Here is a 26,031-nt window from a genome sequence, read left to right on the forward strand (position 1 = left end):
CCCACGCCCTCGAAAACCGCATGATTCCGCGATATACAAGAAGTCTTGTACTCCTTGCGGCGCGCGCCTAGCGTCGTCGGCATGGAAGAGATCGAGGCGATCACCGCCGTGCACCACCCGGCGAGGCGGCGCATCTACGACTATCTGAGCCTGCACGGCACCACCCAGGTGACCACGCTGGCGCGCGAGCTCGGGCAGCAGGTGGGCAGCGTCAGCCACCACCTGCGGATGCTGAAGCGGGCCGGCGTCGTCGAGCAGGCCCCCGACCGCACGGGAGACCGCCGCACCAGCTGGTGGCGCGCGTCACGGCAGGGCCTGAGCTGGTCGGCCGACGACTTCTCCGACTCCCCCGCCGACGCGCTGCTCGCCCGGGAGGCCGAGCGGGCGAACGTCGAGACGCACGTCGGCCGGCTGCGCGCCTGGCACCGCCGCACCACGCCGCTGCCGGAGTGGTCGCGCGCCGCGTTCAGCATCGACACCGTCGCCTGGGCCACCCCGGACGAGCTGGCGGCCCTCTCCGCCGCGATGCGCGAGACGTTCGCCGCCTGGCAGGCCGGCCTCGCCCCCGACAGCGACGGCGACGGCGAGCCCAGGACGAGCCCCGAGCGCATGCCGGTCTTCGTCTTCGCCCACGGCTTCCCCACGGTGCCATGACCGGGACCACGAGCGGGACCACCAGCGCCCCGCAGCCCGTGCTGCTGCGCGAGCCGCCGACGTTCCGCCGCGACCGCGCCGTGCACGCGTGGATCGGCGTCAAGGCGCTGTCCGACGCCGGCGACGCGATCTGGTCCATCGCCCTGGCCTGGACCGCCGTGCAGGTGGCCAGCCCCGCCGTCGCCGGGCTGGTCGTGGCCGCCGGGACCGCGCCCCGCGCCGTGGTGCTGCTCTTCGGCGGCGTCCTCGCCGACCGGGTCGACGCGCGGCGCGTCATGATCGTCTGCAACGTGCTGCGGGTGGCCGTGCTGGTCGGGGCCGCGCTGTGGGTGCTGTCCTCGCCGCCGACGGTGCTCCTGCTCACCCTCGCCGCCGTCGCGTTCGGCGTCTGCGACGCGTTCTACGAACCGTCGGCCAGCACGATCGCGCGCCAGCTGGTGCGGACCGAGGACCTCCCCTCGTACACGGCCGTCGCCCAGACGGCGTCCCGGCTCGCCACGATGGGCGGCTCCGCGGTGGGCGGCTTCCTCGTCGCCCGGTCGGGGCTCCTCGGCAGCGCGAGCGCGAACGCGGTCACGTTCGCCGTCGTCGTCGCGTTCGTCGCGATCTGGCTGCGCCCGCGGTTCGCCCTGCCCCGCGCCGACAAGGAGTCCGCGTTCCGCGGGATCCGTCGCGGCTTCGCCCACCTGCGCGACGTGCCCACCACCCGCACCCTCGTGATCGCGCTCTCGGGCCTCAACCTCGCCGTCGGGCCCGCCGTCGGCATCGGGATCGCCCTGCGGGCCCACGACGCCGGCTGGGGCGCCCGCGCCGTCGGCATCCTGGAGGCGTGCATCGGGCTGGGCGCCGCGCTCGGGGCTCTGTCCGTCGCCCGCTGGCGGCCGCGGCGCGAGGCCCGCGCCGGGTTCGCGGCGCTGGCCGTGCAGGGCCTGGCGATCGTGGCCCTCGGCACCGGGCCGGTCGGCGTCGCCGGGGCCGCGTGCCTCGTCGTCGGCCTCACGGCCGGGTACGCCTCCACCCTGCTCGGCGCCACGTTCGCCGGCACCGTCGACCCGTCGTACCTGGGGCGGATGGCGTCGATCACCCGCCTGGGCGACGACGTCTTCATGCCCCTGGCGATGGCGGCCTTCGGGGCGCTCGCGTCGGCCACCACCCTGTGGGTGCCGTTCGCCGTCTTCGGCGCCGCGATGACCGTGCTCATGATGGTCCCGCTGCGCAACCCGCTGTTCCGCGAGATGTCGCTCGGGAAGCGCCCGTGAGACGTGCCACGGGGCGCCCGTCCCCGTGGCGCCCCGTGACCGGCGGTGCTGTGCTGGGCACATGTCCGCCCGCGCCGAGACCACCCCGACAGGCCACGCCGACGAGCCGCACGTCGGCGGCCTCGCGCAGCGCCTCAACTGGCTGCGCGCCGGCGTCCTCGGCGCCAACGACGGCATCGTGTCCGTCGCCGCGGTCGTCGTGGGCGTCGCGGCCGCGACCCCGGAGCGCGCCGCCGTGCTCACGGCCGGGCTGGCCGCCCTCGTCGGTGGCGCGATCTCGATGGCGCTCGGCGAGTACGTGTCGGTGTCCAGCCAGTCCGACAGCGAGAAGGCCCTCATCGCCAAGGAGAAGCACGAGCTCGCCACCATGCCCGAGGAGGAGTTCGACGAGCTCGTCGGCCTCTACCGCGAGCGCGGCCTGAGCGAGGGCACGGCACGGCAGGTCGCCACCGAGCTCACCCGCCACGACGCCCTCGGCGCGCACCTGTCCGCCGAGCTCAACATCGACCCGGACGACGTCGTCAGCCCCTGGCACGCCGCGTGGGCGTCGCTGCTCGCGTTCCTCACCGGCGGCATCCTGCCGATGCTCGCGGTGCTGCTCATCCCCGAGCCGTGGAAGATAGGCGCGACGTTCGTCGTCGTGCTGGCCGCCCTCGGCGCCGCCGGCGCCCTCGCCGCCTGGATCGGCGGCTCGTCGCGCACCCGCTCCGTGGCCCGCGTGGTGATCGGCGGTGCACTGGCGCTCGGCGTCACCTTCGCCCTGGGCTCCCTGCTGGGGACGACCGGCGCCGTCTAGGTGCCCGACGACGGGGCGCCCACCACCCCCGCGGGCACCGGCTGGCCGGGGTGCGGTTCGTCCCCGACGGCGGCCTGCGCCCTCCACAGCGCGACCTCCAGCCGCGCCCGGACCTCGGCGTACGCGGGGTCGTCGGCGACGTTCCGCAGCTCGTCCGGGTCGTCGTGCAGGTCGAAGAGCTCCCACTCCCCGGGGAACGTCGGCCACCCCGCGCCCGGCAGCCCCATCCCGTCGTTGTAGTAGTAGACGAGCTTGTACCGCCGGTCCCGGTAGCCGTAGTGCGCGGGCGCGTGGTGGACGCCGTCGTGGTGCTCCCAGTAGCGGTAGTAGAAGCCGTCGGCGGGCGGCTCCGCTCCCCCGGAGGCCCCGCCCACCAGGTCCGGCCAGAACGACCGGCCCTGCATCCGCGGGTGCGGGTCGACACCGGCGGCGTCGAGCACGGTGCGCGCCCAGTCCACGTTCGTGACGATGCCGTCGTGCACCTGCCCGGCGGGCACGAGCCGCGGGTAGGACAGCACGAAGGGCATGCGGATCGACTCCTCGTACATGAACCGCTTGTCGAACCACCCGTGGTCGCCGAGGAAGAACCCCTGGTCGGAGGAGTACAGCACCAGGGTGTCGTCCTCCTCGCCGCGCTCGCGGAGCCAGTCGGTCACCCGGCCCACGTTGTCGTCCACCGACGCCACGCAGCGCAGGTAGTCCTCCATGTACCGCTGGTACTTCCACAGCGCCAGCTCGTCGTAGGACAGCCCGGCCGGCGGGTCCACCTTGAGGTCCGTCGACGTGAGGTGGTCCGCCACCCGCATCGCCGCCCGCCGGGCCGACGACGTGCGCGTCGCGTAGTCGTCCGTGAACGTCGCCGGCACCGGGATCGGGTCGGAGTACAGGTCCGCGTGCGCCTCGTCCGGCTCCCACGACCGGTGCGGCGCCTTGTGCCAGATCAGCACGCACCACGGGTCGTCGCCCTCCAGCGACTCCAGCCAGCCGAGGGCCAGGTCCGTGATGACGTCCGTCGCGTACCCCGGCACGGTGCGCTCGCCCACGGCCGACCGGAACGTGGGGTCGTGGTACTCGCCCTGGTCCAGCAGCACGTCCCAGTAGTCGAAGCCCTCGGGGTCGTGCCCGGCGCCGTGGCCCATGTGCCACTTGCCGACGACGGCCGTGCGGTAACCCGCCTCGCGCAGCTGCGAGACGAACGTCGGCTGGCTCGCATCGATCGGCGTCGACAGCGTCGTCACACCGTTGACGTGCGAGTACGTGCCCGTGAGGATCGACGCCCGCGACGGCGTGCACAGCGAGTTCGTCACGTAGCACCGGTCGAGACGCACCCCGCGCTCCGCGATCGCGTCGATGTGCGGCGTCGTGTTCACCACCGACCCGTACGCCCCGATCGCGTGCGCCGCGTGGTCGTCGGTGAGGACGAGGACGATGTTCGGCCGCCTCACCGTTCCGGTCACGGGGCGACCACCGCCGGCTCGCCGCCGCGCTCCGGGTTGGGGATCGCGTCGAGCAGCGCGCGCGTGTACTCGTGCTGCGCGTCGCGCACCACCCGCACCGTGGGCCCCTGCTCGACGATCTCGCCGGAGCGCATCACCATGATCTCGTCGGCCAGCAGCCGGGCGCTGAGCAGGTCGTGGGTGATGTAGAGCATCGCCACGTCCTGCTCCCGCACGGTGTCCGCGAGCAGCTCGAGGATCTCCGCCCGGATGGACACGTCCAGCATGGAGATCGGCTCGTCGGCGATGAGCAGCCGCGGCCGCGGAGCCATCGCGCGCGCCACCACGACGCGCTGCCGCTGCCCGCCCGAGAGCTGGTGCGGCAGCTTGTCCACGTACGCGGCGGCGGGCGAGAGCCCCACCGACTCCAGCAGCGCCAGCACCTGCTCGTGCAGGGCGTCGCCGGTCAGGCCGAGGTAGTTCCGCAGCGGCCGGCCGAGGCTGTAGCCGATGGTCTTGGTCGGGTTGAGCGCGGCGAACGGGTCCTGGAACACCATCTGCACCTGCGACCGGTACTCGCGCAGGGCACCCCGGCGCAGGGTGCCCGGGTCGACGCCGTCGACCAGCAGCGTGCCCGACGTGGCCCGCTCGTTGCGGGTCAGCAGCTTCGCGATCGTGGACTTGCCCGAGCCGGACTGCCCCACGAGCGCCCGCACCTGGCCGGGCGCGAGGGTGAACGACACGCCCTTCACGGCCTCGACCGTCTCCTTGCGCAGGCCGCGGCGGCGGTCGTACGTCTTGACCAGGTCCTCGACGACGACGAGCGGCGCGCGGTCGGGGTCGCTCACGCGCTCGGACGCCCACGCCGTCACCTCGGCGAAGCGGGGCGCGACGAGCTCGGCCCCGGCGGCGCGCTCGGCGCGGCCCACCTCGGTGTGCAGGTGGCAGCGCACCAGCGACTCGCCCGACGCTCCCGACGACGCGGCCGCCGCCCGGCGGGTGCCGAGCTCCACCGACACCGGACCGGCCGGCTCGAGCGTCGGCACGACGGTGTCGCACGCCGCCATCCGCGAGGGGCAGCGGGGCGCGAACGGGCACCCGGGCGGCGGCTCGGTGAGCGCCGGCGGACGGCCCGCGATGTACGCCACGGAGACCTCCTCGGCACGCGGGTCGTCGAACGACCCCAGCAGGCCGTGCGAGTACGGGTGCAGCGGGTCCGCGGCGAGCTCGGCGCTCGGCCGGCTCTCCACGATCTCGCCGGCGTACATCACCATGACGCGGTCGGCGATCTCCAGCACCGTGCCCAGGTCGTGGCTGATGAACAGCACCGTGAACCCCTGCTCGCGCTGGATGCGGCGCAGCAGCTCCACGATGGACCGCTGCACCAGCACGTCGAGCCCGGTGGTGGGCTCGTCGAGCAGCACGAAGCGCGGGCGCAGCACGAGCGCGAGCGCGAGGACTACGCGCTGGCGCATCCCCCCGGACAGCTCGTGCGGGTACGAGCGCATCACCCGGTCGGCGTCCAGCTCGACGTCGCCGAGCACCTCGCGGATGCGGGCGTGCCGGTCGCCGTCGACGGCCGTGGACCAGCCGTGCGCGTCCATCGCGTCGTGGAACTGCTTCTCGATGCGCAGCACCGGGTTGAGCGCGTTCATCGACGACTGGAAGACGGTCGCGATCTCCCGCCACCGCAGCTTGTTCACGTCGCGCTCGCTCATCGCGAACAGGTCGTCGCCGTCGAACCGGACCGAGCCGCCGGCGTGGTGCGCGGGCTTGTCCAGCAGCCGTAGCATCGCGTTGCCGAGCGTCGACTTGCCGCACCCGGACTCCCCGAGCAGGCCCACGAACTCGCCCTCGGCGATGTCGAACGACACGTCCCGGACGGCGTGCGACGGCGGCAGGTCGCGGGACCGGTAGTCGACGGAGAGGTGCTCCACCTCGACGAGTGCCATCACTGCTCCCTCAGGTGCGGGTTGCTCAGCGCGTCGACCCCGAAGTTGATGAAGGTCAGCGCCGTGGTCAGGAGGGCGAGCAGCAGGCCGGGCACCAGCAGGCGGGCGAACCCGCCGGTCAGGAGTGCGCCGTCCTGGTTCGCCCAGTAGAGCATCGTGCCCCAGGAGATCGTCTCCGGGTCGCCGATGCCGATGAACGCGAGGCCCGCCTCGGCGCCGATCGCGCCGCCGACGGCCCCGATGAAGCCGACGACGATGAGCGACGTCATGTTGGGGGCGATCTCGCGGAACACGATGTGGAAGATCCCGTCGCCGGCCTGCCGCGCGCCCTGGATGTACTCGCGGTTGCGCAGGGTGAGGATCTGCGCGCGCTTGTTGCGCGCGGCGCCGGCCCACCCGGTGATCCCGATGACGACGACGACCATCCAGACGCCGCCCCCGCCGGGCATGTAGGCCGCGAGGACCACCATGAGCGGCAGCGTCGGGACCACGAGGACCAGGTTGGTGAGGAAGGACAGCACCTCGTCGGTGAGCCCGCCGAGGTAGCCGGCGGTCATGCCGATCGCGAGGGCGATCGCCGTGGAGATCGACCCGGCGACGAGGCCGACCAGCAGCGACGTCCGCGCGCCCCAGATCGCCTGCGAGGCGACGTCGAACCCGCGGCCGGTGGTGCCCAGCCAGTGCTCGGACGACGGCGGCAGCCCTGGGGGGAACCCGTTCTGGTGCGGGTCGTACGGCGCCAGCCACGGCGCGAACAGCGCCATGAGGAGGAACGCGGCCAGCAGGACCATGCCGAAGCGGGCCTTCTTGTTGCGCCACAGGATGTCGAACCACTGGGGCGTGCGGAGCGCGCGGCTCCGGCGGCGCCCCGCGGCCGGCGCGGACGCCGCGGGCCGGTCGATCGTCGCGGCGGTCATGCCGCCTCCTTCCGTCGGGCCCGCGGGTCGAGGACGCCGTAGAGCAGGTCGGCGGCGAGGTTCGCGACCAGCACGCCGACCGTGGAGAACAGGAAGATCGTCTGCATGAGCGGGTAGTCCTTGTTGCCCACGGCCTCGAGCAGCAGCCGGCCCATGCCGGGGTAGTTGAAGACCTGCTCGACGAGCGCGGTGCCGCCGACGAGGCCGCCGAGCGCGAGCGCGAAGCCCGTGATGTTCGGCAGGATCGCCACGCGGGCGCCGTAGTTGAGCGCGAGGACGCGCGCGGACAGGCCCTTGGCGCGGCCGAACCGCGTGAAGTCCTCACCGAGGGAGGCGACCATGTTGTTGCGCATCCCGAGCATCCAGCCGATCGGGCCGGTGATCATGATGGCGGCGGCGGGCAGCAGGAAGTGCTGCCAGGCGTCCGCGAAGAACTCGGGCGACGGGCCCGGCTCGACGGCTCCGGAGTACCCGCCCGACGGCGGCAGCCAGCCCAGCGTGATCGCGAAGACGTAGATGAGCAGCAGCGCCAGCCAGAAGAACGGCAGGGTGCCGAGGAAGCTGGACCCGACCGTGATCACGGCGTCGAACCCGGAGTTGCGGCGCCAGGCCACCCAGGCGCCGAGCAGCGTCCCGATGACGAACGACAGGATCAGCGTGGTGCCGAGCAGCACGATCGTCCACGGGAGGGCGTCGCCGATGACGTCGGTGACCGTGTACGGGAAGTAGGTGTACGACACCCCGAAGTTCCCGGCGGCCAGGTTCTTCAGGTAGTCCACGTACTGCGCCCACAGGGAGGCGTCGGGCACGCCCAGCATGGCCCGGACGGCCTCGAGCTGGGCGGGGTCGACGTAGCCGTCCTTGACGGCGACCTGCTCGAGCATCGCCTGGGCGGGGTCTCCCGCGGACAAGCGCGGGATGAGGAAGTTGAGGGTGACGGCGCCCCACAGGGTCAGGACGAAGAATCCGATGCGCCGCGCGAAGTAGGTCATGGTGCTTCCACCTCGGGTCGGGCGGGATCCCGCCGGGTCGGCGTCAGCCCTGGGCAGGGACCAGGGACGTGTAGATGAGGCGGGAGTTGTCCGAGCCCGCGTACGGGTCCTCGGCGCTGGGCCAGCCGGTCGCGCGCTGGGTGTTGTACTCGAACCACTTGCCGCCGTACCAGAGCGGGATGAAGGGCACCTGGTCCATCATGATCTGCTCGAGCTGGTGCACGATCGGCTTCTGCGCCTCGGGGTCCTCGGTGACCTCGAGCTGGTCGAGCAGCTCGTCGGTGGCGGCGTCGTCCCAGCGCACCTCGTTGGTGGTGGCCTTCTTGCCGACCGGGGCCGAGTTGGCGGAGTCGAGCGGCTCGGCGAAGCTCTGGTACATCGAGCACAGGCCGCCGCGCACGCCGAACGTCATGTCGTACTTGCCGGTGAGGCGGTGCTGCTCCACCGTCGGGTAGTCCGGCGTCTCGACGTCGACGTCGATGCCGAGCTTCGCGAAGTCGGCCTTGATCGAGTCGGCCGCGGCCGTCCAGTCGGACCACCCGTTGGGGGTCTCGAACGAGAACTTCATCGGCTTGCCGTCCTTGCCGAGGCGCTTGCCCTTGGCGTCGAGCGCGTAGCCGGCGTCGGTGAGCGCCTGGGAGGCGGCGTCGGGGTCGTACTTCACGATGCCCTGGTCGGGGATCGACGGGTCGAGCCAGTCCGCCTGGCCGGGCAGCACCAGCAGGCTCTGGCTCGCGGGCTTCACGTAGCCGGAGCCGGCCTCCTGCGTGAGGCGGTCCTTGTCCATCGCCTGCGTGATCGCCTGGCGGAACGCCACGTCGTCGAACGGCGCCTTCGTGAGGTTCATGTAGAGCGAGATGGGCGAGCCGGACGCGAACCAGTACTTGTTGTGCTCCGGGTCCTTGGCCACGTACGAGTTCTCGACGTCCGGCACGAACATCGCGTTGCTGTCGTACTCGCCACGGGCCAGCTTGAGCTGGTCCACCTGGCCCTCGGCCGCCTTGGTGAAGCGCAGCTCGTCGACCTTGACCTTGTCCGCCTGCCAGTAGTCGGGGTTCGCCTCGACCGTGAACTGCTGCGGGTTGAGCGACTTCACCGTGAACATCCCGGTGCCGACCGCGTCCTCGGCGGTGTACGTGGTGGGGTCGGCGACCGACGACCACACGTGCTCGGGCACGATGACCGTCTCGAGGATCTTGTCCTTGATCGAGTACGCCGGGCCGTCGAACGTCAGCGTGACCTCGGTGTCGGACGTCGCCTCCGCGGACTTCACGTGCGCGCCGACGCCCTTGAGGTCCAGGGCGGGGGTGTCCTTGAGCAGCGTGAACGTGTACGCCACGTCCTTCGCCGTGAACGGCTTCCCGTCGTTCCACGTGACGCCGTCGCGCAGCGTCAGGTGCATCTCGGTGGGGCTCGACCAGGAGTAGTCGGTCGCGAGCTGCGGCACCTCGCTGCAGTCGTACTTGTTCACCTCGAACAGCGGGTCGTAGATCGTCCACAGGGGGCCGATCGCCGTCGTGGAGAACGGGTTGTAGTTCGCCTGCGGGTTGGACACGTTCGAGAAGTTGCCCAGCGTCAGGTAGGCGATGCGGCCGTCGTCGGTGGTGCGGTCCCCGTCGCCCTGGTTGGCCGTGGAGCAGCCGGTGAGCAGCAGCGCGGCCGCCCCGGCACAGGCGACGAAGCGCGCGGCGGCGCGCCGCCGCGTGGTGGTGGGAGTCATGAACAACCTTCCTCGTTGAAGACTGCGGACCGTCAGCCTTGACAGCCGCAGGACTCGCGGATCACGGCACGGGTCTCCAGGACCCGGTCGTCGGGTGGCAGCGGGACCGTGGAGGCCGACCCGTCCCGGGTCGGCTCCAGCGCGATCCGCGCCGCCGTCGCACCCAGCTCGAAGGTCGGCTGGTGCACGGTCGTGAGGGTGGGAGAGGCGAGCGCGGCGAGCGAGTTGTCGTCGAAGCCGACGATCGCCATCTCCGCGGGGATCGGGTGCCCCAGGCCGGGCAGGGTCGCCATGACCCCGAACGCCAGCTCGTCGTTGGCGCACACCAGCGCCTCCGGAAGCTCGCCCGCGGCGTCCAGCTCGCGGGCCGCCATCGCGCCGTACTCGGCCTCGAAGCCGAAGTCGAGCGGCGGTGCGGACTCCTCGAGCCCGTGCGCCGCGAGCGCGTCGCGGAAGCCGCGGTAGCGCGCGGCCGGGTCGGAGGAGCCCCGCGGCGACCCGAGGAAGCGCAGCCGGCGGTAGCCGTGCACCTCGATCAGGTGGCTGGTGATCTCGTCCGCCGCGGCGCGGCCGTCGGTGCGGACGGTGGGGACCCGGTCGTTGACGGCGGCCACGACCACCACGGGCATCGCCGCGGCGAGCTCCACGAGGAGGTCCGCGTCCACGGTGCCGCCCTGCACCACGAGGGCGTCCGTGCGCTGCGCGAGCTGGCGCACGGACGTGGCGGCGTCGGGCCGGAAGTGGGTGCCCAGCACGTTGACGGCGATCCCCGCCTCGACGGCGACGGACTCGACGCCCTGGACGAGGTCCGCGAAGTACGGGCCGCCCAGGCCGGGCAGCACGATGCCGAGCGTGTGGTGCCGCTGGTAGGCGAGCCCGAGGCCGAGGGCCGACGGCGTGTAGCCCAGCGCGTCGATGCTCGCCTGCACCCGCTCCCGGGTGGCGGGCGCCACCTTCGGGTCGTCCCGGGTGACGCGCGAGACGGTGGCGACGGACACGCCGGCGTGCCGGGCGATGTCGCGGACCGTCGGACGACCTGCGCTGGCCATGGTTCAACTCCTCGTCGTCGAGGCCGGTAGATGTAACCGGTTACATTGCCTACTATGGCGCGTGGTACCGGTTACATGCAACTCTCGACGTGACCCACGCCACCCGCAGACCTACGAAGGAGTAGCTCGTTGGCACCCACCCCGACGCCGCAGTCGGCGCGCGTCCGCACCCTGCACGACGACCTCGTCCTGTCCGGCGAGGTCCACTACTTCCGGCTCGACGCGACCGAGTGGGAGAGCCGGCTCGACGCCGCCGTCGCCACCGGCGTCACCGCGATCGCCACCTACGTCCCGTGGCTCGTGCACGAGCTGCCCGACGGCTCGTTCGACCTCGCCGGCCGCACCCGGCCCGCCCTCGACCTGGGCCGGTTCCTCGACCTGTGCGCGGCGCGCGGGCTGGCCGTGATCGCCCGGCCCGGCCCGTTCGTCATGGCCGAGCTGAAGCACGAGGGCCTGCCGTTCAGCCTGTTCCGCGACCACCCCGAGGTGGTTCCGCCGAGCTGGGACGGAAGCACCCCGGCCGAGACCGTCGTCGACTACACGCACCCCGCCTACCTCGCCGCCTGCCGGCGCTGGTACGACGCCGTGATCCCCGTGCTCGCGGCCCGCACGCCGTCCCGCGGCGGCACGGTCGTGGGGGTGCAGCTCGACAACGAGATCGGCATGCTGCCGTGGGTCACGAACTCCCCCGACCTGTCCGACCGCACCGTCGCCGAGCTGGTCGCGCACCTCGTCGCCGCCGAGGGCGCCCAGGCAGTGCAGGACCGCTACGGTCTGGACCCCGAGGACGCCGCGGCCTGGGGGCCGGCGCTGCGCTCCCCCGACGAGGACGTGGTCCTCGCCCTCCACCGCGACCTCGGTCGGTTCACCCGCGAGAAGTACGCGTCGTACGTGGCGACCCTGGCCGGCTGGGCCCGCGAGCTCGGCGTCGACGTGCCGTTCCTGGTCAACATCCACGGGTGCTGGGGCGGCGCGGCGCGCATGTTCCCCCTCGGCATCTCCCAGCTCTACCGCACGTGGGCCGGCCGCACCGACGTGCTGCCCGGCACCGACTACTACATCGGCGACCTCACGCTCGAGAAGCTGCCCGGGTTCTGGGCGTCCAACGCCTTCGTCGCCGCCACCACCGTGCCCGGCCAGCCCACCGGCAGCCTCGAGTTCGAGGTCGGCACGGGCGACTACGGCGAGTCCCTCGGCGTCGAGACCGGCCCCGAGGCCGCGCCGCTCAAGCTCCAGACGTGCCTCGCCCAGGGCAACACGTTCGTCAACTACTACCTGCTCACCGGCGGCCGGAACCCGGCGCTGTTCGAGCCCGCGTACGACGGCAACGACCGCGTCGCGTTCACCGGCGAGCGCCACGGGTTCGCCGCACCGATCGACCCCGAGGGCCGGCCCTCGCCGTCGTACCCGATGCTGCGCGCCGCGACCACGGGCGTCGCCGCGCAGGCCGACCTGCTGCGCGCCGCGCGGCCCGAGACGCCGCCGGTCACGCTCGGCTTCGTCCCCGACCACTACATGACCGAGTACCGCTACCCCGCCTCCGAGCGCGAGCAGCGGTTCGTCGACGAGCTGGACCGCTTCCGCGGCTCCGGGCCGCGCGACATCCTCACGCGGGCCCTCGTCGTCGGCGGGTTCGCGCCCGACGCCGTGAACCTGCAGGACGGCCCGCTCGACCTCGGTCACGACCGGGTGCTCGCGCTCGCGCCCACCCCGTACCTCGACGACGACGTCCAGCAGAAGGTCGTGGACTGGGTGGCCGCCGGCGGCCGCCTGCTCCTGCACGGCCCGCTGCCCACGCAGGACATGCTGGGCCGCCCGGCCACCCGCCTCGTCGACGCGCTCGGGATCGGCGCCGGCGAGCGGGTCGAGGGCAGCCCGACGTTCTTCCCCTCGGTCGTGCCCGCCGACGACCGGCTCGACATGGCCGAGGTCCGCGTCGGCTTCGTCCAGCCGCTCTCCCTGCCCGACGACGCCGACGTGCTCGCCCGCGTGGCCGACGCCGGCGGGACCGCCGCCCGCGAGGCCTGCGTCGCGCGCGTGCCGCACGGCGCCGGGCAGGTCCTGGTCGTGGCCGCGGACCTCCCGTGCCTGCCGCCGGTGTGGGACCGCCTGCTCGCCGAGCTCGGCGCCCGGCCGCTGGTGGGGCTCACGTCGTCCGTGCCCGGCGTGGTCGTCGTGCCGGCGGCCGCCCCCGACGGCACGCGCGTCGTGCACCTGCTCAACGTCTCGCCGTGGGACGCCGAGGTCCTGCCCGAGCGCGACGGCGCGGCGCTGCTCCCCGCACCGATGACCCTGTCCGGCCGGACGGGCGCCTGGCTCGTCCAGCGCCCCGGCGACGCGCACGCCACCGTTGCCTGGACCGGAGAGAAGGAGAACGCGCGATGACCGCCGCCACCGACCTCGCCCCGCGCCTCGGGCGCACCGTCCTGTACCAGCTGTACCCGCAGAGCTTCGCCGACTCGGGCCGTGCCGGGGCCGACGGCATCGGCGACCTCGCCGGCATCACCGCCCGCCTCGACTACCTGCAGTGGCTCGGCGTGGGTGCGGTGTGGCTCGACCCGTGCTTCGTCTCGCCGTTCGCCGACGCCGGCTACGACGTCGCGGACTTCCTCACCATCGCGCCGCGCTACGGCACGAACGACGACCTCGCGGAGCTCACCGCGGAGGCGGGGAAGCGCGGCATCTCCGTGCTGCTCGACCTCGTGGCCGGGCACACCTCCGACCAGCACCCGTGGTTCGTCGCGTCCGCCGACGACCCCGACGACCACCGGTACGTGTGGAGCGACGTCCCCGTCGACGGGTTCCAGCCCGGCCCGGGCCGCCGCGGCGGCTACTACCTGCCGAACTTCTTCCCGGTGCAGCCCGCGCTGAACTTCGGCTACGCACGGCAGCACCCGGACGAGCCGTGGCGCCAGCCCGTCGACGCGCCCGGCCCGCAGGCCAACCGGGCCGCGCTGCGCGAGATCATGGCGCACTGGTTCGACCTCGGCGTCGCCGGCTTCCGCGTCGACATGGCCGCGTCGCTCGTCAAGGACGACCCGGGCCTCGTCGAGACCGGGAGGCTGTGGCGCGAGACCCGCGAGTGGCTCGACGCCACGTATCCGGGCCGGGTCCTCATCAGCGAGTGGGGCGACCCGCGCGTGTCCGTCCCGTCCGGGTTCCACGCCGACTTCTTCCTCCAGTTCGGGGGCGACGACGACGGCCTGCCGCTGCGCTCCCTGTGGAACAACGGCGCCGGCACGGTCAACCCGTCGTGGGGCGAGGTACCGAGCTGGGCCGACGCCGAGGCGCGCGGCGACGCCGCCACGTTCGTCGCCGCGTGGCGGGAGGCGACGGGCGCGATCGAGGCGGCCGGCCGCGGCGGGCTCACGGGCCTGCCGACGTCGAACCACGACTTCACGCGGCTCGTGGCCGGGGCGCGCGACGCCGAGCAGGCGCGCGCGGCGCTGGTCCTCACGCTGACCTGGCCGTCCATGCCGTCGATCTACTACGGCGACGAGATCGGCATGCGCTTCGTGCCGGAGACCCCCACGTTCGAGGGGTCGCGGCTCAGCCCCACCTACGACCGCGCCGGCTCCCGCACGCCCATGCAGTGGGGCGACGTCCCCGCGGGCCGCCTCGGCCCCGACGTCGCCGAGTCGCGGTACCTGCCCCAGGACCCGGACCCCGACCGGCCCACGGTGGCCGCCCAGCTCGACGACGAGGGCTCGCTGCTGCACCTCGTGCGGCGGCTCGCGCACCTGCGCACCGCCGACCCCCGCCTGGACGCCTCCGCCCCGGTCGAGGTGCTGGCCACCGGCTACCCGTTCGCGTACCTGCGCGGCACCCTCGCCGTCGTGCTCAACCCGGGGCGCGCACCCGTGTCGATCGCGGTGCCCGGCGCGGGCGCGGCGCGCGCGGTCGAGACGCACGGGCTCCGCACCGAGGGCGACGTCGTGCACCTCGAGGGCCACGGGTACGCCGTCCTCGACCTCGCCTGAACCGCCCCACCGGCACCACCAGAACCACGGACCACCTGCAACGACGCACGAAGGAACCACCCATGACGCACTTCACCCCCGCCCCCCGCGACTTCCTCTGGGGCGCGGCCACCGCCGGCCACCAGATCGAGGGCGGCAACACCAACACCGGGCACTGGGTGCTCGAGCACGCCCCCGACACCCACGTCGAGGAGCCGTCGGGCGACGCCTGCGACTCGTACCACCGCTACGGCGAGGACATGCGCCTGCTGGCCGACGCCGGCCTGAACTCCTACCGCTTCTCGCTGGAGTGGGCCCGCATCGAGCCCGAGAAGGGCGTCGTCTCCCGCGCCCAGCTCGACCACTACCGCCGCATGATCGACACCTGCCGCGACCTCGGCGTCGAGCCGGTCGTGACGCTGCACCACTTCACCGTGCCGCGCTGGCAGCAGGACGAGGGCGGCTGGTACGCCCCCGACGCCGTCGACCGGTTCCGCCGCTTCACGGAGACGGCGTCGGCGATCCTCGACGACGTGCGCTGGGTGGTGACGATCAACGAGCCGAACATGATGGTCAACCAGACCGAGGCGAAGATCGACACCGAGGTGGGCGTGAACTTCCCCGGCCCGTCGCCGCACGCCGCCGAGGTGATCGCCCGCGCGCACCACGCGTCGACGGACGTGCTGCGCGGGCTCGGCCACGTCAAGGCCGGCTGGACCGTCGCGAACCAGGTGTACCAGGCCGTGCCCGGGTACGAGGCCGAGCGCGACGCGTGGGGCTACTGGCGCGAGGACTTCTTCCTCGAGCAGTCCCGCGGCGACGACTTCGTCGGCGTCCAGTCGTACCTGCGCACGATCATCGGCCCCGACGGCCCCGTGGACTTCCCCGAGGGCGTCGAGCGCACCCTCACCGGCTGGGAGTACTACCCGGAGGCCCTCGGCCACGCCCTGCGGCACACGCGCGACGTCACCGGCGGCGTGCCGATGATCGTCACGGAGAACGGCATGGCCACCTCCGACGACTCCCGCCGCATCGACTACACGACCGGCGCGCTGAGCGGCCTGGCCTCCGCGATCGACGACGGCTGCGACGTGCGGGGCTACCTGCACTGGTCGCTGCTCGACAACTACGAGTGGGGCTCCTTCCGCCCCACCTTCGGGCTCATCGCCGTCGACCGCGAGACGTTCGTCCGCTCCCCCAAGCCCAGCCTCGCCTGGCTGGGTGACCTGGCGCAGCGCAACGTGCTGCCCCGCGCCGAGGCGCGCCCCGAGGCCGAGGCGATCTTCGAGGCCGCCATCGCCTCCTGATCCGTGCGCGGCGGCGCGTCGCTGGGGAGCGCCGCCGCCGCGCACACCCCTGACCTGGTACACCGCACGAGGAAGTGAGGACCGCACCATGAGGACCCGACGCACCCTGGTCACCGCCCTGGCCGCCACCGGCCTGGCGCTGGCCACGATCCCCGGCGCCGCGAGCGCCGACCCCGCCCCGGAGGATCCGGGCGAGCCGGGCACGCAGGACTCCCCGTACGGTCCGACGCCGCAGCTGCGCACGTGGGCCGCGGACACCTGGCGGTCGTTCGAGGCGCTGGTCGACGAGGACACCGGCCTGCCCGACGACAACATCGGCGGGGACCTCGACCCCGGGACCCGCGGCGGCTACACCTCGCCGACCAACATCGGCGCGTACCTGTGGAGCACGGTCGTGGCGCGCGACGTCGGCCTCATCGACGCCGACGAGGCCCGGTCGCGGCTCACCGCCACGCTCGACACCGTGTCGCGGATGCAGATCCACGAGCCGAGCGGCATGTTCTACAACTGGTACGACCCGGCGACCGGGGAGCGGCTCGAGACCTTCCCCGGGGGCGGGCCGATCGACCAGTTCCTCTCGAGCGTGGACAACGGCTGGCTCGCCACGGGCCTGCTGCTGACCAGCCGGGCCGAGCCGTCGCTCGCCGCCGAGGCCGACGCCGTCCGCGACCGGATGGACTTCGGGTGCTACTACAACCCCGCGGAGAACCAGATCCGCGGCGGGTTCTGGGAGACGCGGGCGAACGACGCCGCCGTCGCCGGCGACTACTGCGGCATGGGCACCGACGTCTGGTACACGGGCCACCACTACGGCGCGTTCAACACCGAGCCGCGGATCGCGTCGTACCTCGGCATCGCGGCCGGGCAGATCCCGGCGAAGCACTACTTCGGCACGGTCCGCGCCTACCCGTCGGAGAGCTGCGACTGGTCGTGGACCGAGACGGACGCGGCGGGCACCTGGGAGGAGTACCTGGGCGTCCGGGTCTTCGAGGGCGCGCTGCCGTACCGCGGCATGAAGGTCGTGCCCACCTGGGGCGGCAGCATGTTCGAGGCGCTCATGGTGCCGCTGTTCGTGCCGGAGGAGACCTGGGGCCCGGACTCGTGGGGGGTGAACCACCCGCTGTACGTGCGGGGCCAGATCGAGCACGGCCTCAAGGAGGCCCGGTACGGGTACTGGGGCTTCTCCCCGTCGAACAACCCGGCGGGCGGCTATCGCGAGTACGGCGTGGACCAGCTCGGGCTCGACGGCGCGGGCTACACCTCCGACCAGGAGCGCACGTCGGTCGACCAGCCGTACGCCGGCTGCCGCGAGGGTTCTCCTGCGCCGACGTCGTACGGCGACGGCGTGGTCACGCCGCACGCGTCCTTCCTGGCGCTGCGGTACGCGCCCGGGCAGGCGGTGGAGAACCTGCGCCGCATCGCCCGGGACTTCGACGCGTACGGCCCGGGCGGGTTCTACGACTCCGTCGCGGTGCGCAGCGGGCAGGTCTCGCAGCGCTACCTGGCGCTCGACCAGGGCATGATCATGGCCGCCCTCGGCAACGCGCTGGCGGACGACGACATGCGCCGGTACGTCTCCGACGGCTCGATGGAGACCGCCCTGCGACCGCTCATGGCGATGGAGCGGTTCTCCGCCGCCGGCCGGGACTGAGCTCACGGCCCAGCGTGCCGCTCGCCCGTGTCACCGGCGGGCGGCACGCTGGGCGCATGGAGCTCGAGGTGCGCGGCGTGGTGTTCCAGTGGCGCGGCCCGGCGCCGTACTACTACGTCGCGGTGCCGGACGCCGAGGCGGAGCAGATCGCCGCGGTCGCGCCCCTGGTCACCTACGGCTGGGGCGTCATCCCGGTGACGGGCCGCCTCGGCGGCACCACGTTCACCACCTCGCTGTTCCCCAAGGACGGCGGCTACCTCGTGCCGCTGAAGGACGCCGTGCGCCGGCCCGAGGGCGTGGACGACGGCGACGAGGTCGTCGTGCGGCTCACCCTCGACGGCATCTGAGCACGTCCGCCCGCCGAGGTGGTACGCACCCTGCCGAGGTAGTCCGGATCGTGCCGAGGTAGTGGACTGGTCCACTACCTCGGCAAGAGCTGAACCACCTCGCGGTGGCGGGGCCCGGCGCGGGTAGGGTCTGGCCACCACCTACAACGTTGCAGGAGAGCCCCGTGAGCGACCCGACCTCGACCCCCCTCGCCCTCGACGCCGTCGTCGACCTCGACGTCCCGGGCCCCACGATCAGCCGCCACCTGTACGGGCACTTCGCCGAGCATCTCGGCCGGTGCGTCTACGAGGGCTTCTGGGTGGGCGAGGACTCCGACATCCCGAACGTCGGCGGCATCCGCACCGACGTCGTCGAGGCGCTGCGGGAGCTCGCCATCCCCAACCTGCGCTGGCCCGGCGGCTGCTTCGCCGACACGTACCACTGGCGCGACGGCGTGGGCCCGGCCGCCGACCGGCCGCGCATCGTCAACACGCACTGGGGCGACGTCGTGGAGGACAACTCCTTCGGCACGCACGAGTTCATGGCGCTGTGCGACCTGCTCGGCACGGCCCCGTACATCTCGGGGAACGTCGGCTCGGGCACGGTCCAGGAGACCGCGGACTGGGTCGAGTACCTGACCCGCGGCGACGACTCGCCGATGGCGCGCCTGCGCCGCGAGCACGGCCGCGACGAGCCGTGGGGCGTGTCGTTCTTCGGCATCGGGAACGAGCCGTGGGGCTGCGGCGGCAACCTGCGCGCCGACCAGTTCGCGTCGCTCGCGCGGCAGCACGCGACCTACGCGCGCGATCACGGCGGCAACAAGCTGGTGCGGGTGGCCGCGGGCGCGTCGGACGACGACTACGCCTGGACCGAGACGCTCATGCAGCAGGTGGCGAAGCTCGGCGACGCCGACCCGCGCGACCTGTGGCAGATGGTCTCGTTCCACTTCTACACGTTCGCCGGGACGTGGGGGGACAAGGGCGCCGCCACCGAGTTCACGCGCGACGAGTACTGGGCCACGATGCGCAAGGCGCTCGACGTGCGCCGCATCATCGCCGGCCACTCCGCCGTGATGGACGCCTACGACCCGCAGGCACGGATCGGGCTCGCGCTCGACGAGTGGGGCACCTGGTGGAACGTCGAGAAGGACACCAACCCCGGCTTCCTGTACCAGCAGAACGCGATGCGCGACGCCCTCGTCGCCGCGGTGCACTTCGACGCCTTCCACGACCACGCCCGCCGGCTGCGCCTCGCGAACATCGCGCAGACGGTGAACGTGCTGCAGTCCATGCTGCTCACCGACGGCGCGAAGATGATCAAGACGCCCACGTTCCACGCGTTCGCCATGAGCGCGGGGCACCACGACGCCGCGAGCCTGCCGGTGCGCGAGCGCGTCGCACGCGCCACGCACGATGTCGACGGCACTCCGGTCGGGACGGTCTCGGCGTCGGCGTCCACGAAGGACGGCGCGGTGCTGGTGTCGCTGACCAACCTCGACCCGGACGCACCCGCCACGGTGCGGATCGACCTGCGCGGCCACGCGGTGAGCGACCCCGTCGCCACCGTGCTCGCCGCCGACGACCCGGCCGCGCACAACACCTTCGACACGCCCGACGCCGTCGCCCCGCGCCCGCTGGACGGCGTGCGCGTCGAGGGCGGCGTCCTCACCGCGGAGCTGCCGCCGGCGGCGTTCGCGACGGTGCGCCTCACGCTCGGGTCGTAGGCCGCGGCGTGACGTAGCGATGGGTCGTCGTCCCGCCCCAGGACGACGACCCACCGCTACGTCGATGCCAGCGCGACCGCTATGTGAGACGGATCATCCCGTCTCATGGACGCCGGGTGTAGACCAGGGGCATGACCAGCCCTGCCGTCGAGGACCCCTCCGTCGCCGTCGAGCATCCGCACTGGCGGCGCAACCTCGCCGTCGGCACGGCCGGGTCGTTCACCACGCTCGTCGCGATGACGCTGCTGGTGCCGTTCCTGCCGGAGTACGTGCGGCAGCTCGGCGTCGACGACCCGGGCGCCGTCGTGCGGTGGTCAGGGATCGCGTACGGGGCCACGTTCCTCACGGCGGCGCTCACCGCGCCGCTGTGGGGAGCGCTCGGCGACCGGTTCGGCCGCAAGTCCATGCTCGTGCGCGCGAGCCTCGGCATGGCGGTGGCGATGACGCTGCTCGGGTTCGTGCAGAGCGTCGAGCAGCTCGTCGCGGTGCGGCTGCTGGTGGGCCTGCTCGGCGGCTACTCCTCCGGCGCCACGATCCTCGTCGCTGCGCAGACGCCGAAGGACCGCAGCGCGTGGGCGATCGGGGTGCTGTCCTCGGGGATCCTCGCCGGCAACGTCGTCGGCCCGCTGGTGGGCGGCTTCGTGCCTGCCTGGGTGGGCATCCGGCCGACGTTCGTCGTGTGCGGCGCGGTGATCTTCCTGGCGTTCCTCGCCACGACGTTCCTGCTCCGCGAGCCGCGGACCGGCCCGCGTGCGCCCCGGGCCGCCGCCCGACGACGCGGCGTGTGGTCGCAGGTGCAGCGCCCGGGTGCCGTCGTCGCGCTGCTGGCCACGTCGAGCCTGCTGCTGTTCTCGACGATGTCGATCGAGCCGATCGTCACCGTGTACGTCGAGGACCTGGGCCAGCTCTCGCACGCGGCGGGCGTCGCGGGGATCCTCGTCGCGCTGACCGCCGTCGGCAGCGTCGTCGCGGCGCCCCGCGTCGGCCGGCTCGCGGACCGGGTCGGGCACACGCGCGTCGTCGTCGCCTGCCTCGCCGCTGCGGGCGTCCTGGCGCTGGCGCAGGCGCTCGTGACGAACGTCTGGCAGCTGGGCGTGCTGCGCGTGCTGCTGGGCCTCAGCCTCGGCGGCCTGCTCCCGTCGATCACCGCGGCCGTGCGCCACCTCGCCCCGCCGGACGCCGTCGGCCGGGTGCTGGGGCTGGGCGTCTCCGCGCAGTACGTGGGGCAGGTCGCCGGCCCGGTGCTCGGCGGCCTCGTCGCCGCGCAGGCCGGTCTGCGCGCCGTCTTCGTCGCCACCGCCGTCGTGCTGCTCGCCGCGGCGGCGCTCAACCTCGCGGTCCTGCGCCGCGGCGACCGCCGAACAGGCGGTTGAGCACGGAACGAGGGCCCGTTCCGTGCTCAACCGCCTGTTCGACGACGGGGATCAGCGGCCCAGCGCCTCGCGCGCCGCGACGTCGGGCCGCAGGTCCAGCCGCCGCAGCAGCTGCGCGTTGAGCGCGACCACCACGGTGGACAGCGACATGAGCAGCGCGCCGACGGACATCGGCAGCACGAACCCGACGCCCGCGAGCACGCCCGCCGCCAGCGGCACCGACAGCAGGTTGTAGCCCGCCGCCCACCACAGGTTCTGCTTCATCTTGCGGTAGCTGGCCCGCGACAGCTCGATCACGGACAGCACCGACCGGGGGTCGTCGCTGGCGAGGATGACGCCCGCCGACGCGATGGCGACGTCCGTGCCCGCGCCGATCGCGATGCCGACGTCCGCCTGCGCGAGCGCCGGGGCGTCGTTGACGCCGTCGCCGACCATCGCGACCTTGTGGCCTTCGGCCTGCAGCCCGGCCACGCGCGCCGACTTGTCCTCCGGCCGCACGCCGGCGAAGAACCGGTCGATGCCGAGCTCGTCCGCCACGGACCGGGCCACGGCCTCGGCGTCGCCCGTGATCATCACGACCTGGACCCCGAGCCGGTGCAGCGCCTCGACCGCCTCCGCGGCCTGGGGCCGCACCTCGTCGGCGAGCTTCAGCCCGCCGACGACGACGCCGTCGCGCAGCACGTGCAGGATGATCGCGCCGTCGGCACGCCAGGACTCCGCCTCGGCGACCTCGCCGCCGCCCTGCTCCTCGAGCAGACGCGGCCCGCCGACGCGCACCTCGTGCCCGCCGACCGTCGCGACCACGCCGACGGCGGGCGACGAGGAGAAGTCGGTCGCGCGCGGGACGTCGAGGCCGCGCTCCCCGGCCGCCCGGACGACGGCCCGGGCCAGCGGGTGCTCGCTGTCCGCCTCGGCCGCCGCCGCGAGCGCCAGGACGGCGTCGGCGTCCAGGTCCGCCGAGGCCGCGACGTCGGCCACGGTCGGCTCGCCCTTGGTGAGGGTGCCGGTCTTGTCGAAGAGGACGGCGTCCACGGTGCGCATGCTCTCCAGCGCCAGGCGGTCCTTGATGAGGACGCCGCCGCGGGCGGCCCGCTCGGTCGCGATGGACACCACCAGCGGGATGGCCAGGCCCAGCGCGTGGGGGCAGGCGATCACGAGGACCGTGATGGTCCGGACGACGGCGTCGTCCGGCAGGCCGAGCGCGGTCCAGGCGATCGCCGTGACGACTGCGGCACCGAGCGCGAACCAGAACAGCCAGCCGGCCGCCCGGTCCGCGAGCCGCTGGGCCCGCGAGGACGACGCCTGCGCCTGGGCGACCAGCCGCTGGATGCCCGCGAGCGCCGTGTCGTCGCCGGTCGCGGTGACCTCGACGCGCAGGCCGGAGTCGGTCGCGACCGTGCCCGCCGTGACGGCGTCGCCCACCGTGCGGGCCACCGTGCGCGACTCGCCCGTGACCATCGACTCGTCCATCTCGGCGCGGCCGTCCACGACGCGGCCGTCCGCCGGGACGCTGCCACCGGGCCGCACGAGGACGACGTCGCCCACCTGCAGGTCCGCGGGTGACACGGTGACGACGTCCGCACCCTCCACGCGCTCCGCCTCGTCGGGCAGCAGCGCCGCCAGCGAGTCCAGCGCCGAGGTGGTCTGCGCCAGGGAACGCATCTCGATCCAGTGCCCCAGCAGCATGATCACGACCAGCAGGGCGAGCTCCCACCAGAAGTCGAGCTGGTGGTCGAGCACCCCGAGGCTGGCACCCAGCGACGCGACGAACGCGACCGTGATCGCCAGCCCGATGAGCAGCATCATGCCGGGCTTGCGGGCCTTGAGCTCCGACACCGCGCCCGTGAGGAACGGCCTGCCGCCCCACACGTAGATCACCGTGCCCAGCACCGGCGACACCCAGTCGACCCACGCCGCGGCGGGGAGGTCGTAGCCCAGCACCATCGCGAACATCGGCGACAGCGCCACCGTCGGTACCGCCAGCGCCAGCATGATCCAGAACAGCCGGCGGAACTGGCCCACGTGGTCGCCGTGACCGCCGTGACCCCCATGGCCGGACATGTCGTGACCGGCGTGGCCGCTCATGTCGTGGCCCGCGTGCGCGTCGCGACCTGCCATGTCGTGACCGGCGTGGCCGCTCATGTCGTGGCCCGCGTGCGCGTCGCGGCCCGCCATGTCGTGACCGGCGTGGCCGCTCATGTCATGGGTGCCCATGCCGTGGTTGCTCATGTCGTGACCGGCGTGCTCGTCGTGACCGTGCTCCAGCACGCGCGCGGCGTCGTCGGGGCCGCGGTGCCCCGGGTGCTGGTGGGGAGTGGTGTGGTCCACGGTTCGATCCTCGTCTCGTCCGGATGGTTCGCGACTCGTGTCGATACCCCTAGGGGGTATCTCCTGCCGGGAACTCTATACCCCCTGCACGTATTCCGCCAGGGCTCGGCGCCGACCGCTCGCCCTCCCGACCTGCGCGTTCGCCCCGGCCACGGACGGCGAACAGGCGGTTGTGCACCTTCTCGCGGCTCAGAACGTGAGCAACCGCCTGTTCGGCGACGGGTCGGCGCCGCGGGGAACAATCTCGAGGGGGCCCGCGTTGGGCGATGGCCGCCGTACACCGTACGAAAGAAGGTCACGTGCCCCAGCCCGTCCCGCACACCGCCTCCACGACGTCCGACGCCGCTCCCGCCGACCGCACGAGCACCCCCACGACCGCCCCCACGACCACCCCGGGATCCGAGCAAGCCACCGACCCCGCCGCGCAGGCCGTCGCGGAGGAGCAGACGACGCTCGACGCCGCGTGGGCACGACGCGCCGCGGTGCTCGACGACCTGGAGGCCACGCTGGCCGCCGCCCGCCCGGAGGACGCCGCGGCGCGCGTGCGGGTCTCGCGGCTGCGCGCGCGGCGGGCGGAGCTGCGCCAGGCGGACCACGGCCTGGTGTTCGGCCGGATCGACGGCGACGACGGCTCCGTGCGCCACCTCGGCCGCGTGGGCCTGCCGGGCGCCACGGAGGACGACGACCCGCTCGTCGTCGACTGGCGCGCCCCGGTGGCCCGGCCGTTCTACACGGCCACGCCGGTGGACCCGCAGGGTCTGCGTAGGCGCCGGCACGTGCGCACGGACGGGCCGCGGGTGGTGGCCGTGGACGACGAGCCGCTCGACGGCGGCCTCGACGACTCGGGGCTGGTGGGCGAGGGCGCCCTCCTCGCGGCGCTCGACGAGCGGCGCACGGGCCGCATGGGCACCGCCGTCGCGACCCTGCAGCGCGAGCAGGACGACGTGGTGCGCGCGGACGCCCGCACCCCGTTGGTGGTGCAGGGCGGGCCCGGCACGGGCAAGACGGTGGTGGCGCTGCACCGGGTCGCGTACCTGCTGTTCGCGCACCCGCACCTGGCGGAGCGCGGCGTGCTGGTGCTGGGCCCGTCGATGCGGTTCCTCGACTACATCGCCCAGGTGCTCCCGGCGCTCGGCGAGACGGCGGTGGTCTCGGGGACGTGCGACACGCTCGTGCCCGGGGTGCGCCCGACGCGCGCCGAGGACCGCGACGTCGCCGAGATCAAGGGCCGGTCGCCGTGGCTGCCAGCGCTGCGGCGGTTCGTCGCCTCGCTCGAGCCCGCGGAGGGCCCGCTCGCCCTCGTGCTCGACGGCGAGGAGTACGCGATCCCCGCCGCGCAGCTCGCCGCGGCCCGCCGCGCGGCGGCGGGGGCCGGGTCGTACCACCGCGCCCGCGACCGCGTGGTCGACCGGGTGCACGACCTGCTCGTCGACGCCGTCGCCGACCGTCAGGCCGAGCTGCTCGCCCGCGCGGAGGAGGGGTTCGAGGACGTGCTCAGTCGGTTCGACGCCGCGCTCGCGCGGTCCGACGACCGCGCCGTGCACAGCGGCGCCACGGGCTCCGACGTCGACGGCGTGCTGTCGGACGCGGACCTCGAGGCCCTGCGCGAGCGCGTGGCCGTCGACCGGGGCGTCGCGGCCGCGCTCGACGCGTGGTGGCCGCGCCGCGACGCCGCCGCCGAGCTGACGCGCCTGCTGGACGACGCCGACCTGCTGCGCGCCCACGCCGGCCCGGGCACGAGCACCGGCCTCAGCGACGCGGAGGTCGCGCGCGTCGCGGCCGAGCCCGCGGGCGGCGCGCACGGCTGGGCGAGCAGCGACGTCCCGCTGCTCGACGCCCTCGCGGACCTCCTCGGAGACCCCGACGACGCCCCGGCCCGCGGCGGCTCCCCGATGCACGACCCGACCGACGACGGCGTCTTCGTCGCCGCCCGCGCGGCCGCGCGCCGGGACTGGACGTACGGCCACGTGGTGGTGGACGAGGCGCAGGAGCTGTCCGGCATGCAGTGGCACATGGTGGTGCGCCGCTGCCCCACCCGGTCGGTGACGGCGGTGGGCGACATCGACCAGGCGTCGTCGGCGCACCGCCAGACCGACTGGGGCGAGGCCGTGGGCGACGCGCTCGGCGACCGGTGGCGGCGCGCCGACCTCACCATCTGCTACCGCACGCCGCGCGAGGTCATGGAGCTCACCGGTCCGGTGCTGCGCCGCGCGGGCAGCCGCAACGACCCGCCCCGCGCGGTCCGCTCCGCCCCGGTCGCGCCCTGGCGGCGCACGACGCCGGAGGCCGGGCTGGCCGACGCGGTCGCGGAGGCCGTGGCGGGCATGGCGGCGCGGTACGAGGGCGGCTCGGTGGGCGTGGTCGCGCCCGTCGCGCGGCTCGCGGGGCTCCGCGCGGCCCTGCCGGACGGCACCCGGGCGATGTCCGCCACGGACGCGAAGGGGCTGGAGTGGGACGGCGCCGTCGTCGTCGACCCGGACGGGATCGCGGCGGAGCCGCGCGGGTGGAACGGGCTGTACGTGGCGCTCACCCGCTGCACGCAGGAGCTCGGCCAGGTGGTGGTGGGCTCCCTCTGACCTTCCTCAAAT

Annotated in this window: 18 protein-coding genes; 11 read left to right on the forward strand and 7 right to left on the reverse strand. The window is 73.7% G+C overall.

Features of this window, described 5'->3' with window-relative positions; genetic code table 11:
• Nucleotides 1-54: 54 nt before the first annotated feature.
• From ACWF41_RS02715 to ACWF41_RS02725, 3 genes are all read left to right on the forward strand, one after another.
• Nucleotides 55-654: an ArsR/SmtB family transcription factor gene (locus ACWF41_RS02715; RefSeq protein WP_452181959.1), complete on the forward strand. Its 600-nt coding sequence runs from the start codon at nucleotides 55-57 to the stop codon at nucleotides 652-654.
• Nucleotides 651-1,913 (forward strand): MFS transporter, encoded by a 1,263-nt coding sequence (locus ACWF41_RS02720; RefSeq protein WP_380325274.1) that lies wholly within the window; start codon nucleotides 651-653, stop codon nucleotides 1,911-1,913. The genes ACWF41_RS02715 and ACWF41_RS02720 overlap by 4 nt, the downstream gene beginning before the upstream one ends.
• Nucleotides 1,914-1,974: 61 nt before the next feature.
• On the forward strand, nucleotides 1,975-2,709 hold the full coding sequence (locus ACWF41_RS02725) for a VIT1/CCC1 transporter family protein (protein ID WP_380325271.1): 735 nt from the start codon (nucleotides 1,975-1,977) through the stop codon (nucleotides 2,707-2,709).
• Here ACWF41_RS02725 and ACWF41_RS02730 read toward each other — a convergent pair.
• From ACWF41_RS02730 to ACWF41_RS02755, 6 genes are read right to left on the reverse strand one after another with little or no spacing between them, the layout of a single operon-like run.
• Nucleotides 2,706-4,166, reverse strand: a complete 1,461-nt coding sequence (locus tag ACWF41_RS02730) for a sulfatase family protein (RefSeq protein ID WP_380325268.1) — start codon at nucleotides 4,164-4,166, stop codon at nucleotides 2,706-2,708. The two genes, ACWF41_RS02725 and ACWF41_RS02730, sit on opposite strands and share 4 nt — an antisense overlap.
• Nucleotides 4,163-6,097: an ABC transporter ATP-binding protein gene (locus ACWF41_RS02735; RefSeq protein ID WP_380325265.1), complete on the reverse strand. Its 1,935-nt coding sequence runs from the start codon at nucleotides 6,095-6,097 to the stop codon at nucleotides 4,163-4,165. The genes ACWF41_RS02730 and ACWF41_RS02735 overlap by 4 nt, the downstream gene beginning before the upstream one ends.
• Nucleotides 6,097-7,014 carry an ABC transporter permease gene (locus ACWF41_RS02740; RefSeq protein WP_380325262.1) on the reverse strand — a complete coding sequence of 306 codons (918 nt, stop codon included), beginning with the start codon at nucleotides 7,012-7,014 and terminating at the stop codon, nucleotides 6,097-6,099. Before ACWF41_RS02740 ends, ACWF41_RS02735 begins: the two co-directional genes overlap by 1 nt.
• Nucleotides 7,011-8,006 (reverse strand): ABC transporter permease, encoded by a 996-nt coding sequence (locus ACWF41_RS02745; RefSeq protein WP_380325259.1) that lies wholly within the window; start codon nucleotides 8,004-8,006, stop codon nucleotides 7,011-7,013. The genes ACWF41_RS02740 and ACWF41_RS02745 overlap by 4 nt, the downstream gene beginning before the upstream one ends.
• 43 nt (nucleotides 8,007-8,049) lie before the next feature.
• Nucleotides 8,050-9,726 (reverse strand): ABC transporter substrate-binding protein, encoded by a 1,677-nt coding sequence (locus tag ACWF41_RS02750; RefSeq protein WP_380324131.1) that lies wholly within the window; start codon nucleotides 9,724-9,726, stop codon nucleotides 8,050-8,052.
• A 32-nt stretch (nucleotides 9,727-9,758) separates the two neighbouring features.
• The gene (locus ACWF41_RS02755; RefSeq protein ID WP_380324128.1) at nucleotides 9,759-10,775 is read right to left on the reverse strand and encodes a LacI family DNA-binding transcriptional regulator; all 1,017 of its coding nucleotides are present in this window, start codon (nucleotides 10,773-10,775) and stop codon (nucleotides 9,759-9,761) included.
• Between the two features lie 129 nt (nucleotides 10,776-10,904).
• On the opposite strand from ACWF41_RS02755, the gene ACWF41_RS02760 reads away from it, so the two are divergent.
• The 7 genes from ACWF41_RS02760 to ACWF41_RS02790 all read left to right on the forward strand — a co-directional run bounded on the left by ACWF41_RS02760 (nucleotide 10,905) and on the right by ACWF41_RS02790 (nucleotide 21,115).
• Nucleotides 10,905-13,160 carry a beta-galactosidase gene (locus ACWF41_RS02760; protein ID WP_380324125.1) on the forward strand — a complete coding sequence of 752 codons (2,256 nt, stop codon included), beginning with the start codon at nucleotides 10,905-10,907 and terminating at the stop codon, nucleotides 13,158-13,160.
• Nucleotides 13,157-14,755, forward strand: coding sequence for an alpha-amylase family glycosyl hydrolase (locus ACWF41_RS02765; RefSeq protein ID WP_380324122.1), 1,599 nt, complete (start codon nucleotides 13,157-13,159; stop codon nucleotides 14,753-14,755). The genes ACWF41_RS02760 and ACWF41_RS02765 overlap by 4 nt, the downstream gene beginning before the upstream one ends.
• A gap of 62 nt (nucleotides 14,756-14,817) precedes the next feature.
• Complete coding sequence (locus tag ACWF41_RS02770) at nucleotides 14,818-16,041, forward strand: glycoside hydrolase family 1 protein (protein WP_380324118.1); 1,224 nt, start codon at nucleotides 14,818-14,820, stop codon at nucleotides 16,039-16,041.
• Between the two features lie 88 nt (nucleotides 16,042-16,129).
• Nucleotides 16,130-17,692, forward strand: a complete 1,563-nt coding sequence (locus tag ACWF41_RS02775) for a glucoamylase family protein (protein WP_380324115.1) — start codon at nucleotides 16,130-16,132, stop codon at nucleotides 17,690-17,692.
• A 56-nt stretch (nucleotides 17,693-17,748) separates the two neighbouring features.
• Nucleotides 17,749-18,039: a DUF1905 domain-containing protein gene (locus tag ACWF41_RS02780; RefSeq protein ID WP_380324112.1), complete on the forward strand. Its 291-nt coding sequence runs from the start codon at nucleotides 17,749-17,751 to the stop codon at nucleotides 18,037-18,039.
• Nucleotides 18,040-18,203: 164 nt separating this feature from the next.
• Nucleotides 18,204-19,742: an alpha-N-arabinofuranosidase gene (locus tag ACWF41_RS02785; RefSeq protein ID WP_380324109.1), complete on the forward strand. Its 1,539-nt coding sequence runs from the start codon at nucleotides 18,204-18,206 to the stop codon at nucleotides 19,740-19,742.
• Between the two features lie 131 nt (nucleotides 19,743-19,873).
• Nucleotides 19,874-21,115, forward strand: a complete 1,242-nt coding sequence (locus ACWF41_RS02790) for an MFS transporter (RefSeq protein WP_380324106.1) — start codon at nucleotides 19,874-19,876, stop codon at nucleotides 21,113-21,115.
• Nucleotides 21,116-21,166: 51 nt separating this feature from the next.
• Here ACWF41_RS02790 and ACWF41_RS02795 read toward each other — a convergent pair whose 3' ends face one another.
• Nucleotides 21,167-23,314, reverse strand: coding sequence for a heavy metal translocating P-type ATPase (locus tag ACWF41_RS02795; protein WP_380322547.1), 2,148 nt, complete (start codon nucleotides 23,312-23,314; stop codon nucleotides 21,167-21,169).
• Between the two features lie 428 nt (nucleotides 23,315-23,742).
• Here ACWF41_RS02795 and ACWF41_RS02800 point away from each other — a divergent pair, with 428 nt between their 5' ends.
• Nucleotides 23,743-26,019: a HelD family protein gene (locus ACWF41_RS02800; RefSeq protein WP_380322505.1), complete on the forward strand. Its 2,277-nt coding sequence runs from the start codon at nucleotides 23,743-23,745 to the stop codon at nucleotides 26,017-26,019.
• Nucleotides 26,020-26,031: the final 12 nt, after the last annotated feature.

The organism is Isoptericola sp. NPDC055063, from assembly GCF_053608125.1.

Excerpts from the sequence above, each read along its gene's own strand:
- ACWF41_RS02720 (WP_380325274.1), top strand. The coding sequence starts at position 651 with ATGACCGGGACCACGAGCGGGACCACCAGCGCCCCGCAGCCCGTGCTG.
- ACWF41_RS02725 (WP_380325271.1), top strand. The coding sequence starts at position 1,975 with ATGTCCGCCCGCGCCGAGACCACCCCGACAGGCCACGCCGACGAGCCG.
- ACWF41_RS02735 (WP_380325265.1), bottom strand. The coding sequence starts at position 6,097 with ATGGCACTCGTCGAGGTGGAGCACCTCTCCGTCGACTACCGGTCCCGC.
- ACWF41_RS02740 (WP_380325262.1), bottom strand. The coding sequence starts at position 7,014 with ATGACCGCCGCGACGATCGACCGGCCCGCGGCGTCCGCGCCGGCCGCG.
- ACWF41_RS02745 (WP_380325259.1), bottom strand. The coding sequence starts at position 8,006 with ATGACCTACTTCGCGCGGCGCATCGGATTCTTCGTCCTGACCCTGTGG.
- ACWF41_RS02750 (WP_380324131.1), bottom strand. The coding sequence starts at position 9,726 with ATGACTCCCACCACCACGCGGCGGCGCGCCGCCGCGCGCTTCGTCGCC.
- ACWF41_RS02755 (WP_380324128.1), bottom strand. The coding sequence starts at position 10,775 with ATGGCCAGCGCAGGTCGTCCGACGGTCCGCGACATCGCCCGGCACGCC.
- ACWF41_RS02765 (WP_380324122.1), top strand. The coding sequence starts at position 13,157 with ATGACCGCCGCCACCGACCTCGCCCCGCGCCTCGGGCGCACCGTCCTG.
- ACWF41_RS02770 (WP_380324118.1), top strand. The coding sequence starts at position 14,818 with ATGACGCACTTCACCCCCGCCCCCCGCGACTTCCTCTGGGGCGCGGCC.
- ACWF41_RS02775 (WP_380324115.1), top strand. The coding sequence starts at position 16,130 with ATGAGGACCCGACGCACCCTGGTCACCGCCCTGGCCGCCACCGGCCTG.
- ACWF41_RS02780 (WP_380324112.1), top strand. The coding sequence starts at position 17,749 with ATGGAGCTCGAGGTGCGCGGCGTGGTGTTCCAGTGGCGCGGCCCGGCG.
- ACWF41_RS02790 (WP_380324106.1), top strand. The coding sequence starts at position 19,874 with ATGACCAGCCCTGCCGTCGAGGACCCCTCCGTCGCCGTCGAGCATCCG.
- ACWF41_RS02795 (WP_380322547.1), bottom strand. The coding sequence starts at position 23,314 with ATGAGCGGCCACGCCGGTCACGACATGGCGGGCCGCGACGCGCACGCG.